This is a genomic window from Duganella sp. CY15W (genome assembly GCF_009857555.1).
GTDB classification, from domain to species: domain Bacteria; phylum Pseudomonadota; class Gammaproteobacteria; order Burkholderiales; family Burkholderiaceae_D; genus Rugamonas; species Rugamonas sacchari.
The window spans coordinates 364,841-379,253 of the sequence record NZ_WWCQ01000004.1 but is presented as its reverse complement, the minus strand read 5'-3'; the positions used below and the strand labels follow the sequence as shown (position 1 = coordinate 379,253).

Sequence of the window (14,413 nt, the reverse complement as noted above, 5' to 3'; positions counted from 1 at the left end):
GGTAGGTATGGACGATTTGATGCGTGATGCGGAGAGTTTGCTGGATAAAACCAGTTTGTCGGATGGCCTTGACCGCCGTGACTTTCTCAAGGTCGCACTGGGTAGCGGCTTTGCCGCCGCGACCTTGCCGGTGATGGCGCAAAACGTCGTCAAGACCGACACGGCCGGCCTGACCGCCGGCACCATCACCGTCAACGTCCATGGCCAGAACGTGCCCGTCTACCGCGCGCAGCCGGAAGGCAAGACCAGCCTGCCGGTCATCCTGGTGGTGTCGGAAATCTTCGGCGTGCATGAACACATTGCCGATGTCGCGCGGCGCTTTGCCAAGCAGGGCTATCTGGCGCTGGCGCCGGACCTGTTCGTGCGCCAGGGCGATGCCACCAAGGTGGCCTCCATCGCCGATCTGCAACGCGACATCATTGCCAAAACCCCGGATGAGCAGGTGTTTGCCGACCTCGACGCGGTGGTGGACTGGGCCAAGGCCAATGGCGGCAATGGCGACAAGCTCGCCATCACCGGTTTCTGCTGGGGCGGCCGCATTACCTGGCTGTATGCGGCGCATAACCCTTCGATCAAAGCTGGCGTGGCGTGGTACGGACGGCTCAAGGGGGACGTCAACGCCAACTTTCCCAGGCACCCAATCGATGTTGCTGGCACTTTGAAGGTACCTGTGCTGGGCCTGTACGGCGCCAAGGACACCGGTATTCCGCAGGACTCGATTGCGGCCATGGAAACGGCGCTGGCGCTGGGGCCGAGCAAATCGGCGTTTGTGATTTACCCCAACTCCGGCCATGCCTTCCATGCGGACTACCGGCCCAGCTATGTGGAGGCGGATGCCAAAGATGGCTGGCAGCGCACACTGGCCTGGTTCAGGCAAAACGGCGTTAATTGACGGGTTTTTAAGCAGAAAAGCATGCCGGGCGGTAAAATAGCGCCCCGGCTTGCGCAGCAGCGTGCGCGGCTCCAGGTACCAGAGGCTATAACATCGATCCCGTACTCATTTCCATATTGTTAGCGACCACACTGGCTGGCGTAGTGAGCATCACTGCGGCAGCCGTGTTCTCGTTTACGCTGCTGTCCAAAGTCGTCGAGCGCATGGTCAGCCTGTCGGTTGGCATTATGCTATCGACTTCGCTGCTGCATGCCTTGCCGGAAGCGTTTGAATCGCAGGCCAGCGCGCGCAGCCTGTTTGCCACGCTGCTGGGCGGCCTGCTGGCGTTCTTCCTGCTTGAAAAGCTGGCCATCCTGCGCCATTCGCACCATCATGAGCATGACGGCCACCATCATCATCACGGCCATGACAAGAGCGAGGCGGGCAAGGCGGGCTGGATGATCCTGGTGGGCGATGGCATGCATAACTTCACCGACGGCATCCTGATTGCGGCAGCCTTCCTGGCCAACCCGGAACTGGGCCTGGTGACCGGCCTGGCCATCATCGCGCACGAGATCCCGCAGGAGATCGGCGATTTCATCGTGCTGCTCAATGCCGGCTTCTCGCGCACACGCGCTTATGTCTACAACCTGCTGTGCAGCCTGCTGGCGATTGCCGGCGGCCTGCTGGGCTACTACACGCTGGACCGTGCCAGCAGCCTGATTCCCTATGTGCTGGTGTTTGCCTCGTCCGGCTTCATCTATATCGCCGTCAGCGACCTGATGCCGCAGATGCAGCGCCGTGCGACGCTGCGCGAATCCGTGCCGCAGGTGCTGCTGATCGCCACTGGCGTGGCCATTGTGGTGTTCCTGGTTGGCGGCCATCACTGATACACAAGCTCCGGGACAGCGCTGCTGATGCGTGCGCTGCCCCGAAGGCGATTCCACTACTTAATCCACTAACGCATCCGCTGGCGTTGCACCGCCGGACAGTCTGAAGATTTTGTTTTCAAACAGGTCTTTGGGACCGCTGGCATACGGCGTACCGGTCTTCCAGAAGTCGAGCAGCTTCATGCACTGGTCTATCGCATCGCGGCTGCCGGTTAATGGGTTGAAGGTCTCCAGCTTGCCGGTATCCAGTTTGCTGGCGTCAAAGTTGTCGTACTTGTCGTGATCGGCATGGTTCTGTCCTTTGTAGCAGTGGAAGTTCTCGACGTCGCCATACTTGCCGTACGTGCCGGGCTTGAACTGGTCCGTTTTGCCGGCAAGCAGATCGCCCGGATTCAGCAAGGTGCGTTTGACATGGCCTTTGGCATACGAGTCCTGGATCAGATGCAGCAGGGATCCAATCGCACGGCGGCCGTTGTTGACGGTGACGTAGCTGGTGCCGCGGTTGATCAGATAGCCGATGGTTTGCGTCTCGGACGGCGTGCTGGCAGCGGTAAAGAATGTATTCATCGAATAGGTCGTGGCGCCAAACGCGCTGGTGACCGGAATCGACTTCAGCGTATCGCTAGCGGAGATGCCTTCGCCGACCGCAAACTTGTACATGGTCTCGGCCCACAGCAGGATCTTGGCGCGCGTGTCCTTGGGATCTTCGCCGACGGCCGACGCCATGGCGTGCACGAACTGCAGGTCCCAGTAGTGCGAGCGCCCCGTGAGGTTGTTGAGATCATTGCTGGCAGCTTTGGCGGCGGCATCAAAATGCTTCTTCCAGGTGATGCCGCTGGAGAAGTCCCAGTTGTCCCACTTGTTATCGTCGAACAGCAGTACCTCGGGATCGTCATTCCAGAATACGCCGCGCAGGAATTCATTGACGTCCTGTGGCGAACCGACCTTGGTCCCGGCGGGAACGATCTTGCTGGTGCAGTTGATCAGCGCTGCCAGCGAAATGTTCTCGTGGATGGGTTGGTTGATATTCCACGGTCCTTGCACCTGGTAGCCTTCGCCCGATGGCTGGATCGCCTGTTCAAAGTGGACGATCTGTACGTATAGCTGATCGTCGGCATTGTCGGTCACCATTTGTTCGAACACGTCGATGAAGTCGAGGAAGTTCTCCGTTTCTTCATTGCCCGTGGCGGGGTTGACGAAGATGAACTTGGTGCCGGTGCCATTTGGCGTGCCCGTGCCCGTGATCCTGGTCAGGATGCGCGCATGCGGCGAGAACGGCCCGGTGGTCACGGAGGAATCGGTGGTCACCCACAGCGGTCCGTAGGTAGTGAGCCAGTCGATGTACTGCTGCAGCGTGTAGTTGGCGGGCGCTTCGCCGGTCATCTTCAAGGTCGAGATGAAATCGGCTTTCTCGCTGGAGGCCAGGCCCTGGTTATTCAGGTACTTTTGCAGGTATACATCGCCAGCCTCCGTCATCACGTCCTTGACGGCCATGACTTTGTTGCGCTTCCAGCCGACCATGATGGCAGCGGCCGTCGCCCAGCAGGTATTGCTGCTGTCCTGCTTGAGCCTGGGCACGATGCCATCGGCTTTGGCCAGCACATTGTCGCCATTGCCACCGCTGATATCGACGGATTCCGCATTGCCTTCGGCGTCGATTTTCTGCGCCTTGACGTCCTTGCCCTGCTCGACTGCCTTGACTGCGGCATCGGTGAGCGTCGGCTTGGTGGGCTTGGCTGCCTCCGCTTCTTTCTTGGCGGTTTCGCCGCCGTCGATCTGCTGCTGCAAATGTTCTTTGACCAGCTTGCCGTAGTCGTCCTGGTTGATGGCGCCGCTGGCTTTGGCCGACTTGAGCGAGTCCATGATCTTGTCGGAGTTCTGCGTATTGTGGGCCTGCATCGCCATGTCCTTGGCCATCTGGGCGAAGGCCTTGGCGTTCTCCTGGTTCGACAGATAGGTCGCCATGACGTTTTTCTGGTTGCCATCAAGCCCCGTGATGTCCTTGAACACATCGCTCTTGCCCAGCAGCTCAGACAGGCCAGCCAGGCCCGCGCCCGGTGCTGGTGTCGCTGGCGCGTTCTGGATGCTGACCAGCGGCGTGGTGAAGTCCTTGAATGCCGCCTTCCAGTCGGTGACCTGCGGCGTCGGCGTCTGCACCGGCAGGAACGCGGTGGGCTCGTCGGTGTTGGGCAAGCGGTTCCAGTCCTGCAGGCGATCGGTCTCGATTTTTTCGCAGGCATTGCAAGCGCCTTGCACCGCCTCGGCAAACACCCCGCGCGACGGTACGCTGATGCGGTAGGGCGGCACCGGCGTCAGCGGCTGGTAATGGTCCATCAGGGAGATATCTTCCTGTTCGCCTTCCTCGTTGGTCTCGGTGATATAGGACTGGCTTACCTTGTAGCCGGCGGCCACCGGGAACACCATGGAGTTACCGGTGATGGTGATGAGGTCGTTCTTGACCACCGAGGCCAGGCTGCGGAAGCCGACCGGCACGCCGGACGAATTGAAGACCTGGATGTTGAAGCCATCGAGCAGCATGTAGCGGCGGTCCGGATCCAGGCTGAACCACAAGGCCTTGTTGTAGTGCTCCAGATTGCTGTTGAGGTGGCTGATGAGTTTATTGACGACGTAAATGTCTTCCTTGCGCAGGTTGCGCTTCTCATCCGAATTCTCTGGAATATACAGCTGCGTGCCATCGAGCAGGTCGTCGTTGACATTGCCGCTGAAGAGGGTGCCGTGATAGTGCGCGGTGTCATAGTAAATCTTGACCGTGCCGGTGTTCAGCGTGACCAGGTTAAGCAAGCCGTTGACCACCGCGCTGTCGAAGCGGATGTCGATATACAGGGGGAATTCGACGCGCTTCTTGGTGGTGGTGCCGCGGAAGTCCACGCGCATGGCGCGCTCGCCGCCTTTGTAGCGCGTGGCGCAGCTGAAGTCGAGCGCCAGGAAGTCGATGGCCAGGGTGTTGACGATCTTGTCGAAAATGACCGGCGCCATTTCGTTGTAGTAGATGTCATCCCACTCCGCGATCAGGCGGCCCTGGAAGTAATTCTCCATCATCGGAATCACGTCGGCATAGCCCAGCAGCTTGGCGTAGGTGGTCCAGACTTTTTTATCGACCACGTCGTTTTCAAAGAAGTCGGCAAACGTCACCGGCACCGTGACGCCGCCGATGGTGATGGAGGTTGGCTGGAAGTTGATGACGCGGACGCAGCGTGCCGGCGGCACGGTCTGGAAGTTGTCATCGATCTGCATGAAGGCATCGAAGATTTTTGCCCGGACCTGGATTTCCTCGCTCACCGTTTTGCTGTCGGAGTGCGCCAGCAGGGAAGCGCCGCCAGTGAAAATCGCGCCAACGATTTCGCTGGTCGAAAAGCCTTTGGCTTCCTGGTGTGAGACGGTCTTGGTCACAATCGGCAACGACTTGATGCGGTCATAGCGTGTTTTTGGCCGCTGCAGATTGGTCTTCAGGTTGATTTCGCCGCGTACATAGGTGATGCTCTCTTCGTCGTAGCGGCCGGCCGGGAAATCCACGTTGGCGTAGTCGGTCTTGATGCGTTCGTTCGCGTCAAAGGCTTTGAGCAAAGGATGGCGGTAGCCAAAGCCGCGGAAGCGCAGATAGGTTTCCGATGGCATGTAGAGCAAATGCCTGGCCAGCACGTCGCGCCATTTGAAGATGTTTTCGGTGGAAAAATCCGTCATCAGCAAGGGCACGAACACGCATTCTTCAACGTTGCTGAGCTCCTGGTAGATCGCGTAGTGGCGCAGCACTTCAAAATACATCATCGTCAGTGCGTGGCAGTGATTGTGGTTGGCCACCACTTCGGTGGACGCGGCATAGCGCTGGCCTTCGCTGACGGTGGTGACGACCGAGGCGTTCAGCTGGCGATAGCTGGCAGCGTTCTGCATGATCGACTGGCGCAGCTTTTCGCCAAAGAACTGCGACACGCCGCGCGAACTGCTTTGCTGTGCGCTGGAGCTGGAGTCCGCCGTGCCGCCAGAGACGCCCAGCACAGCGCCCACCGGACCGACCAGCGCACCCGCGCCAAAGCCGGCGCTTACGCCGCTGGTATGGGCCGAGCTGCTGCCCTGCATGCTCTCGTTGATATTGCCGCCCAGCTGATCGAGGATTTCCCGGTCATCGACAATCGCGGCGGCCAGGTTTTCTGCCTGGCTGATTTGCTGCGTCTCGCGGGCTTGCAGGGAGTGGGTGGCGTCAAAGACGACGATTTCTTTTTTCTGTCCCGGCGCCAGCGCCAGCGAATAGATTAAATCGCCGAGCGAGTAGCCGTCCGCCTTGAATACGGATTTGTAGTGCAGCACGTGGCCGGTCGCTATCGTCACCGCCTGGTACAGCGACAGGTTGGCGTGGTCGTCGGGCGCGTCCTGCCAGCGGATCGGATTGGTCAGGTCGACTGGCTTGCGCGTGATCTTGGTGGCGCCGCCGGTCAGCTCAAAGCTGGTCATCTTTTGTCCCAGCTTGGGCACATAGGTTTCGATCTTCTTCAGCGTGTAATTGGTCACGTCCGGATCGGATGTCCGCACGATTGCCTTGTAGTTGTATTCATTGAGCGTGCGGTTGGGCGTGGACAGATTGACGCAGGAGCCGCCGATGTCCTGCGAATAATCGTCGGAGCCGATCAGGTCTTCGTGGTCGGGCAGGCGCGGGGCTTTCTTGGGGCTGTGGCAATCGCAGTCATCGTCGCTCTCGTCGGGGCAGGCAAAGTCTTTCAGCAGCAGGTACAGGAAATCGTCCGAGATGGTGGCGCCGCTGCCGTCATCGGCGATGATGGCGATATCCACGGGATCATTGGGCATCACCGACAGCAGGGCCTGGGCTTTGACATAGATGCCGTAAGGATAGGGCAGCGAGAAGTTGCCCGACTTGTCGGTGGTGCCAGCACTGACGATGTGCCATACCTGGTCGCCATCTTTCTTGGCCTGGACAAGGACGGTAAGGCCCAGCACCGGGCACTTCTTGGTCGGCTCCAGCACCTGGCCGCGGATCTTTTTGCCCGATGGTTTTTTGCCGTTCTTGTCGGCGGGATTGAGTACGATAGGCCGCATCAGCGGGACTTCGATGTCCAGTGCGCCCAATGTCTTGTCGCCGGCGTCGAAAGATTCGGACCACAAGACCGAGCCGTCAAAGCCTTTGACCTTGACCTGTACATTGCCCTGTAGTGCGTTCTTGTAGATCGGCGCCTGGTCTGCAAAGGTGAAAGGCAGAGCATTGTCGCTGACGTTGTTTTTGTTTTTTTTCCAGTTGATGTGGCGTTCGTTCTGCGCCGGGTTTTTGCTGTTGTCGGGGAGCGCCAGTTCGACGCTCACATCGTAGTAATCGAAATCGGCTTTGCTGACTGCGGACAGGTCCGAGGTCTTGATGCGCAGTGTGCCGGCAATCTCGAGGATGGCGATTTCCGCAATCAGTATGGGGAAATCAAACAGGCTGGCGTAGTGCTTCTTGATCAGTGCCAGCGCGCTGGCGGGATCGCCGATGCCCCGTTCGCGCAGGCGTGCCATCAGCAGCTTTTCCAGTTCCGGATCAATCTTTTTGGAGAGCACCGGATAGTCGCCGCTGGTATCGCACAGGTAGGCAATGATGGCGAGCAGATAGATGTCGTCACCGGACCTGGCCACGCCGCCGAGTTCCTTGAGCAGGGCGAGATAGGCTTCCTTATTGATGAAGATGAGACTATCGCTGCTCATGCCGGTCGATGGATTGCCGGTGTCGAGTTCCACTCGGTCGCCGAGTGCCGCTCCGGCAATGGCATGTGCTGCGCCCGCCAGCAGGCGGCCAAATGAGAACAGGGCATGGAACTGCTTCTGTCCCAGGCTATTGCCGTCTGGTGTCAGGTAACGCACCGTGACCGGCACGGTCAGCTGGTCCAGGGTCGCGGCTTGGCCTGGAATGCCGGCCGCATCGCTACCGCTGCCGCGCAGTACCTGCGCGACGTATTTCCAGAAATTGGCGACGGTGGTGTCGTCCTTGCCGGTCAGTGCGGAGGCGGGAAAACTGGCATGGTAGTCGCTCGCTGTGAGCGTGCTGGAGATGTCATAGTTGACGGCGGGGAGTGCCGTCCGTTCGACCCAGCCGTTGGTGCTGCCGGGTGCTGCTGCATAGTCGTAAGTGGGAATGGCAAAAGACAGGATGATGTCTTTCAGGGGAATCTTGCTGGTATCGCCCTCGTATTTCAGCTTCTTTTGTAGTGTCAGCATGATCAGGCTTTCATAAGTAGAACTGCGTTCAAATGAACAATGGGAACCGTCCCCGAAAGGGGAGGCTCCCAAACCCAGTATCTGCTTATGTGATCTTTACTACAATGAATTTGCTGTAATTTTTACAACAATTCTACATATTTAATTACTATTTATTTAATAGTTTCTGTAGAGAGATTTAGTGGCTTCCCGTGGCGACAGGGCGGGTGGTGTCGCCTACCCATTCGCTCCATGAGCCGGGATAGAGGGCGGCGCCGGGCAGGCCGGCCACTTCCAGGGCCAGCAGGTTGTGGCAGGCGGTGACGCCGGAACCGCATTGCATGATGGCTTTCGATGGCTCGTCAAACAGCGGCGCGAATTCGGCCTTCAGTTGCGTGGCGTCCTTGAAGCGGCCATCGGCGGCCAGGTTGTCTTTGAAGAAGCGGTTTTTGGCGCCCGGGATGTGGCCACCGACAGGATCGATGGTTTCATTCTCGCCGCGATAGCGGTCGTTGGCGCGGGCATCCACCACGGTGCGCGCTTGCGTCGACAGGTTGTTGAGCACATCGTCCACGCTGACGGTCGGCACCAGCGAAGACTTCTCGCTGAGCGAACCCGGCGTACGGCGTTCGGCATGCGTCACCATCGGCAGGCCGGCGGACTGCCATGCCACCAGGCCGCCATTCAGCACGGCCACCGCTGGATGGCCGACCCAGCGCAGCAGCCACCACAGACGCGCGGCGAACATGCCGCCGTGTGCATCGTAGGCCACCACTTGCGTGTCGTCGCTGATGCCCCAGCCGCGCAGGGTTTCGATCAGGGCCGCGCGCCCCGGCAGTGGATGACGGCCCAGGAACTTGCCGTCGGCGCCAGTCTTCGCGCCCGACAGATCCGTATCGATATTGGCAAACTGCGCGCCCTCGATATGGCCGATGGCAAAGCTGTCGAAACCGGCGTTGGGATGCATCAAATCATGGCGGCAATCGAGAATGACCCATTTCGGATCTTGCAGATGCTGGGACAGTGTTGCGGCGTCGATCAGGGTCGTGTGCATGGACTGGTTTCCTTAAACTTCGCTGGCGATAGGATCGGTATTGGCAATGGCCTTACCGCGTTCGGTATTGCGGGTATTGTAGAACGTTGCCGCCATACCCGACGCAAGAATGATACCGATGCCCGCCCAGCTGTGCCAGTCGAACACGTCGCCAAAGATAAACACACCCCAGATACTGGAAAACACAATGCCGGTGTACTGCAGGTTGGCCACCACCAGCGTATTCCCCAGGCGGTAGGCGCGCGTCATGGCGATCTGCGCGCTGGTGGCGCAGACGCCAATCGCCAGCAGCAGCACCGCGCTGCGCACACTATTGATGGGATGCCATACCGGGCCGTCGCTGCCGCCGGTCAAGAACACGCCGACAATGCCGGCCAGCAGATTCATCACGGTGAAGTAGAACACCACGCGGTTTTCAGGTTCGCCGGCCAGGCCCATTTTGCGGACCTGCATATAGGCCGTGGCGGTGATCACGCTGGAACCCAGCGCAATCAGCGCCGGCGTCAGCTGATTGGCATTGAAGGCAGGGCGCAGCAGCAGGGTGACGCCGACAAAGCTCAGGCCCACCGCCACCATCAGCGGCCATTTGACGTCGCCCTTGGCATGCCACCAGCCCAGGGCAAACAGCCAGACCGCGATCCAGATCGGCGACATGTAATTGAGGGTCATGGCGGTGGCCAGCGGCAGCTCGCCGATGGAGTAGTACCACAGCCACAGGGAAGTGACGCCGATCAGGCCGCGCCATACGTGGGCGCCCGGCATGGCGGTGCGGAAGGTTTCGCCGCGCAGCTTGATGATGGTGCCGAGGGTGATCACGCCGACCACGCCCCGGTACAAGACCAATTCAGATGTTGAGAACTCTACCGAGGCCAGTTTCACGCACACGCCCATGACGGCAAACATGAAACTCGCAAACAACATCCAAAGTGACTGCATTGTAAAACCTTATAAATCCATTTTGCGTTGGTACCACTCGTGGAAGTGCTGCATGCCGTCTTCCATCGGTGACTGGTACGGCCCGCCGTCCGTCTCGCCCCGTTCCATCAGGGCTTTGCGGCCGGCATCCATGCGCTGGCCGATCTCGTCGTCCTCGATGCAGGTTTCCATGTAGGCGGCGCGTTCGGCCTCGATGAATTCGCGTTCGAACAGCACGATCTCTTCGGGGTAGTAGAACTCCACCACGTTCTTGGTGCGGTTCGGACCTTCCGGCCACAGGGTCGAGACGATCAGCACGTGCGGGTACCACTCCACCATGATGTTCGGGTAGAGCGTGAGCCAGATCGCGCCGTATGGAGGCGGCTCGCCGCCGCGGAACTTGAGCACCTGCTCCTGCCAGTGCTTGTAGACTTCCGAGCCGGATTTCTGCAGGCCCTTGTGCACGCCCACGGTCTGCACGCTGTACTCGCGGCCGAACTCCCAGCGCAGGTCGTCACAGGTGACGAAGCTGCCCAGTCCAGGATGGAACGGCTCGACGTGATAGTCCTCCAGGTAGACTTCAATGAAAGTCTTCCAGTTGTAGTCGCAGTTGTGGACTTCGACGTGATCCAGCATGTAGCCGCTGAAATCCAGGTCCTTGGTGACGGACAGGTCGTTCAGCGTTTCCATGACGTTGTAGCCGTTTTGCTCGAACAGCAGGCCGTTCCAGCTTTGCAGCTGGGTTTTCGGCAGGTTCAGACATGGCGTTTCAGGGAAGTGCGGCGCACCGATCAACTCACCCTTGAGGTCATAGGTCCAGCGGTGCAATGGGCAGACGATGTTATTCGCATTGCCACGGCCGTTGAACATCAGCGCCTGGCGGTGGCGGCAGACGTTGGAGAGCAGCTCCAGGCCATTCGCATTCCGTACCAGCATGCGGCCTTCGTTTTCGGCGGTGAGGGTCGCATAGTCGCCGACATTCGGCACCATCAGCTCATGTCCGACATAACGCGGACCGGCCTTGAATAATTGCTGCATTTCGCGCTGCAGTAGCGATTCGTCAAAATAGACGCTTACCGGAAGTTGCGCAGTTGGCCGCGCTAGCTTGGCGTGGGTACCCAGATCGGACATCCAAACCCCCCTTAATTAAAAATTCAAACCAAGAAGAGACAGAATCCGTAAAGACGACCCGCATAACTAAAATGCGTTGAGGTGGTATTTAGGACAGAACCGGCAATTATACCGTCTTTTGTGCTCGACCGACAGCCTGCTGTGCTCGTTTTTCGTGCGAAAACTTGCAATTCCAGCATGCTGATACGGCAAATGGGGGCGATTGCGATAAAATCCATAGTCCGCCCGAAGGTGTGGCCGCTAATGTTCCACCGGATAAGGTGGTTTGTTCTAAAATATCGGGCTACACTGCGCTGGCTCTGAGTAGGCCTAAGCGTGCCAAAGATAACTGAGTGACTATGTCTAAGAAAATAACTGCCGACGCGACTGCCGCCGCCCCCGTCTCGTTTGAAGAAGCGATGGCGGAGCTGGCGCAACTGGTCGCACAAATGGAGGCAGGCCAACTGCCGCTGGAAGCCTCGGTGGCCGCCTATGCGCGCGGCTCGGAGCTGGTGAAATTCTGCGCCGCCCAGCTGGAGAAAGTGGAATCCCAGGTCAAGGTATTGGAAGGCGAGATGCTCAAGCCATTTGTGGAAGCTGGCGAGGGCGAACAATGAACGCCGCTTTCCAGGATTGGATGAAAACCGTGCAGGCCGGATCTGAAAACGATTTATCCGGTTTCCTGCCTGCTGCTGATGTTATCCCCACCAAGCTGCACGATGCGATGCGCTATGCGCTGCTTGGCGGCGGCAAGCGTGTGCGTCCGCTGCTGGTGTATGCGGCCGGTGCGCTGTTCGGCGCCGATGCGGCCACCCTGAGCCGTGCGGCGGCGGCGGTCGAAATGATCCACGCCTATTCGCTGGTGCATGACGACATGCCATGCATGGACGACGATGAACTGCGCCGCGGCAAACCGACCGTGCACGTGGCCTATGACGAAGCGACCGCGCTGCTGGTCGGCGACGCGCTGCAATCGCAGGCGTTTCTGGTGCTGTCGGAAGCGGCCACCGTGCCGCCAGCGCGCCAGGTGGCGATGCTGCGTTTGCTGGCGCATGCTTCCGGTTCGGCCGGCATGTGCGGCGGCCAGGCGATTGACCTCGACAGCGTCGGCATCAGCCTGACGCTGGAACAGCTGGAGCAGATGCACCAGCTGAAGACCGGTGCGCTGCTGCGCGCGTCCGTGGTACTGGGCGCGCTGGCAGGCAAGGATCTGACGGAACAAGAACTCAGCACGCTGAATGTGTATGCGCGCGCCATCGGCCTGGCATTCCAGGTGGTGGACGATGTGCTCGACGCGACGGCCGATTCGGCCACGCTGGGCAAGACCGCCGGCAAGGACGCCGCCGACAACAAGCCGACCTATGTATCGATACTGGGTCTGGAACCGTCGCGCGCGCTGGCAGAAAAATTGCGGCTCGATGCGCATGCAGCGCTCGCGCCGTTTGGAGATAAAGCTTTGCGATTACGCGAACTCGCGGATCTGATCGTGCAGCGGAAGGCATAAATGAACTTGCTCGATAAAATTGAAACCCCGGCCGATGTACGCAAACTGCCGTACAGCCAACTGACGCCGCTGGCGCATGAACTGCGCGCTTACCTGCTGGATTCGGTCTCCAAGACCGGCGGCCACCTGTCGTCCAATCTGGGCACGGTGGAACTGACGGTGGCGCTGCACTACGTGTTCAACACGCCGCATGACCGCATCGTGTGGGACGTGGGTCACCAGACGTATTCGCACAAGATCCTGACCGGCCGCCGCGACCGCATGCACACGCTGCGCCAGCTGGGCGGCATTTCGGGCTTCCCGAAACGCGACGAATCGGAATACGACACCTTCGGCACGGCGCACTCGTCGACCTCCATCTCGGCAGCGCTGGGCATGGCGCAGGCGGCCAAGATCAAGGGCGAGCATCGCCACGCGATCGCCGTGATCGGCGACGGCTCGATGACCGCCGGTATGGCGTTTGAAGCACTGAACAACGCGGGCGTGCAGGACGACGTGAATCTGCTGGTGATCCTGAACGACAACGACATGTCGATCTCGCCGCCAGTGGGGGCGCTGAACCGCTACCTGGCGCGTCTGATGTCGGGACAGTTCTACGCCGCCGCCAAGAACGTCGGCAAGTCGGTGCTGCCAGGTCCTGTGCTGGAACTGGCCAAGAAACTGGAAGAGCATGCGAAGGGCATGGTGGTGCCAGCCACGATGTTCGAGGAATTCGGCTTTAACTATATCGGCCCGATTGATGGCCACGACCTGGAGTCGCTGATCCCGACGCTGCAGAACATCAAGCAGCTGAAAGGCCCGCAGTTCCTGCACGTGGTGACCAAGAAAGGCCAGGGCTACAAGCTGGCCGAGGCCGAGCCTATCCTGTACCACGGCACCGGCAAGTTCAATCCGGCCGAAGGCATCAAGCCAGCCGCTGCGCCGTCGAAGAAAACCTACACCGAAGTGTTTGGCGACTGGCTGTGCGACATGGCTGCCGCCGACAAGAAGCTGGTCGGCATCACGCCTGCCATGCGTGAAGGTTCGGGCATGGTGCGCTTCGACCAGGAATATCCGGACCGCTACTTCGACGTCGGCATCGCCGAGCAGCACTCGGTAACCTTTGGCGCGGGCCTGGCCTGCGAAGGCCTGAAGCCGGTGGTAGCGATTTACTCCACCTTCCTGCAACGCGGCTACGATCAGCTGATCCACGACGTCGCGCTGCAAAACCTGGACGTGACGTTTGCGCTGGACCGCGCAGGCCTGGTGGGCGCAGATGGGGCAACCCATGCCGGCAACTACGATCTGGCGTACCTGCGCTGCATCCCGAACATGGTGGTGATGGCGCCGTCGGACGAAAACGAATGCCGCCAGATGCTGACTACCGGCTATCACTACCACGGCCCGGCCGCGATCCGCTATCCACGCGGCGCAGGCATCGGCGCGGCGATCCAGCCGGAGCTGACTTCCATCGAGATCGGCAAGGGCGAGATCAAACGCACTGGCCAGAAGATCGCGATTCTGGCGTTCGGCTCGATGGTGACGCCATCGGTGACTGCTGGTGAAACGCTGAATGCAACCGTGGCCAATATGCGCTTCGTCAAGCCGCTGGACGTGGAACTGGTGAAGCAGCTGGCGGCCGATCACGATTACTTCGTGACGGTGGAAGAGGGCTGCATCATGGGCGGCGCTGGCGCGGCAGTGGCGGAAGCACTGGCAGCGGCAGGCCTGCACAAGCCGATGCTGATGCTTGGTCTGCCGGACCAGTTCATCGACCACGGCGATCCGGCCAAGCTGCTGGCCAGCGTTGGCCTGGACGCCGCCGGCATCACCGCTTCGATCAAGCAGCGCTTCGCCAGCGACGAACCACGCTTGGTGGTCAATAACGTCTAACC

Annotated in this window: 9 protein-coding genes; 5 read left to right on the top strand and 4 right to left on the bottom strand. The window is 59.9% G+C overall.

The window, feature by feature from the left end; genetic code table 11:
• The first annotated feature begins 7 nt into the window (after positions 1-7).
• A complete protein-coding gene (locus GTP58_RS21720) occupies positions 8-892 on the top strand; it encodes a dienelactone hydrolase family protein (RefSeq protein ID WP_161079210.1) in 885 nt (294 codons plus the stop codon).
• Between the two features lie 164 nt (positions 893-1,056).
• Positions 1,057-1,761 (top strand): ZIP family metal transporter, encoded by a 705-nt coding sequence (locus tag GTP58_RS21715; protein WP_084560359.1) that lies wholly within the window; start codon positions 1,057-1,059, stop codon positions 1,759-1,761.
• Between the two features lie 60 nt (positions 1,762-1,821).
• Here GTP58_RS21715 and GTP58_RS21710 read toward each other — a convergent pair whose 3' ends face one another.
• From GTP58_RS21710 to GTP58_RS21695, 4 genes are all read right to left on the bottom strand, one after another.
• Positions 1,822-7,977: a papain-like cysteine protease family protein gene (locus tag GTP58_RS21710; RefSeq protein WP_161079209.1), complete on the bottom strand. Its 6,156-nt coding sequence runs from the start codon at positions 7,975-7,977 to the stop codon at positions 1,822-1,824.
• Positions 7,978-8,155: 178 nt separating this feature from the next.
• Positions 8,156-9,010 (bottom strand): sulfurtransferase, encoded by an 855-nt coding sequence (locus GTP58_RS21705; RefSeq protein WP_161079208.1) that lies wholly within the window; start codon positions 9,008-9,010, stop codon positions 8,156-8,158.
• Positions 9,011-9,022: 12 nt separating this feature from the next.
• Positions 9,023-9,946 carry a DMT family transporter gene (locus GTP58_RS21700; protein WP_161079207.1) on the bottom strand — a complete coding sequence of 308 codons (924 nt, stop codon included), beginning with the start codon at positions 9,944-9,946 and terminating at the stop codon, positions 9,023-9,025.
• A gap of 9 nt (positions 9,947-9,955) precedes the next feature.
• Positions 9,956-11,056 carry an aromatic ring-hydroxylating dioxygenase subunit alpha gene (locus GTP58_RS21695; protein WP_161079206.1) on the bottom strand — a complete coding sequence of 367 codons (1,101 nt, stop codon included), beginning with the start codon at positions 11,054-11,056 and terminating at the stop codon, positions 9,956-9,958.
• A 338-nt stretch (positions 11,057-11,394) separates the two neighbouring features.
• Between GTP58_RS21695 and GTP58_RS21690 the strand changes: the two genes are divergently transcribed.
• From GTP58_RS21690 to dxs, 3 genes are read left to right on the top strand one after another with little or no spacing between them, the layout of a single operon-like run.
• Entirely contained in the window at positions 11,395-11,652 is a 258-nt protein-coding gene (locus GTP58_RS21690) for an exodeoxyribonuclease VII small subunit (protein WP_161079205.1), read from the top strand.
• Positions 11,649-12,539 (top strand): polyprenyl synthetase family protein, encoded by an 891-nt coding sequence (locus GTP58_RS21685; protein ID WP_161079204.1) that lies wholly within the window; start codon positions 11,649-11,651, stop codon positions 12,537-12,539. The genes GTP58_RS21690 and GTP58_RS21685 overlap by 4 nt, the downstream gene beginning before the upstream one ends.
• Positions 12,540-14,411: a 1-deoxy-D-xylulose-5-phosphate synthase gene (gene dxs, locus GTP58_RS21680; protein WP_161079203.1), complete on the top strand. Its 1,872-nt coding sequence runs from the start codon at positions 12,540-12,542 to the stop codon at positions 14,409-14,411.
• Positions 14,412-14,413 lie beyond the last annotated feature (2 nt).

Excerpts from the sequence above, each read along its gene's own strand:
- GTP58_RS21695 (WP_161079206.1), bottom strand. The coding sequence starts at position 11,056 with ATGTCCGATCTGGGTACCCACGCCAAGCTAGCGCGGCCAACTGCGCAA.
- GTP58_RS21720 (WP_161079210.1), top strand. The coding sequence starts at position 8 with ATGGACGATTTGATGCGTGATGCGGAGAGTTTGCTGGATAAAACCAGT.
- GTP58_RS21700 (WP_161079207.1), bottom strand. The coding sequence starts at position 9,946 with ATGCAGTCACTTTGGATGTTGTTTGCGAGTTTCATGTTTGCCGTCATG.
- GTP58_RS21690 (WP_161079205.1), top strand. The coding sequence starts at position 11,395 with ATGTCTAAGAAAATAACTGCCGACGCGACTGCCGCCGCCCCCGTCTCG.
- GTP58_RS21685 (WP_161079204.1), top strand. The coding sequence starts at position 11,649 with ATGAACGCCGCTTTCCAGGATTGGATGAAAACCGTGCAGGCCGGATCT.
- GTP58_RS21705 (WP_161079208.1), bottom strand. The coding sequence starts at position 9,010 with ATGCACACGACCCTGATCGACGCCGCAACACTGTCCCAGCATCTGCAA.
- dxs (WP_161079203.1), top strand. The coding sequence starts at position 12,540 with ATGAACTTGCTCGATAAAATTGAAACCCCGGCCGATGTACGCAAACTG.
- GTP58_RS21710 (WP_161079209.1), bottom strand. The coding sequence starts at position 7,977 with ATGCTGACACTACAAAAGAAGCTGAAATACGAGGGCGATACCAGCAAG.